A 608-nucleotide genomic window follows, 5' to 3' on the forward strand; every position below is an offset into this window, starting at 1 on the left:
GGCGTGCCTTTTGTAGAATGAACCGGCGAGTTACGGTATGCAGCGAGGTTAAGGCGAAGAGCCGGAGCCGAAGCGAAAGCGAGTCTGAAGAGGGCGGCTAGTTGCATGCTGTAGACCCGAAACCGTGTGATCTACCCATGGCCAGGGTGAAGGTGGGGTAAAACCTACTGGAGGCCCGAACTCACTGTCGTTGAAAAGGCAGGGGATGAGCTGTGGGTAGGGGTGAAATGCCAATCGAACACGGAGATAGCTGGTTCTCCCCGAAATAGCTTTAGGGCTAGCCTCAATTGATGACGTATGGCGGTAGAGCACTGAATAGGCTAGGGGCCTTACCAGGTTACCGAACCTTATCAAACTCCGAATGCCATAAGCTTAAGATTGGGAGTCAGACTATGGGTGATAAGATTCATGGTCAAAAGGGAAACAGCCCAGACCATCAGCTAAGGTCCCAAAGTATACACTAAGTGGGAAAGGATGTGGAATTGCACAGACAACCAGGATGTTGGCTCAGAAGCAGCCACCATTTAAAGAGTGCGTAATAGCTCACTGGTCGAGTGGTTCTGCGCCGAAAATGTAACGGGGCTCAAGTGTATCACCGAAGCTATGGC

At 51.5% G+C, this 608-nt stretch carries 1 rRNA gene; it reads left to right on the forward strand.

Annotated elements, in window-relative coordinates:
• Window positions 1-608 (forward strand): 23S ribosomal RNA (locus tag DEAC_RS21995); the annotation flags it as partial.

It is taken from the genome of Desulfosporosinus acididurans (assembly GCF_001029285.1).
Taxonomy (GTDB): domain Bacteria; phylum Bacillota; class Desulfitobacteriia; order Desulfitobacteriales; family Desulfitobacteriaceae; genus Desulfosporosinus; species Desulfosporosinus acididurans.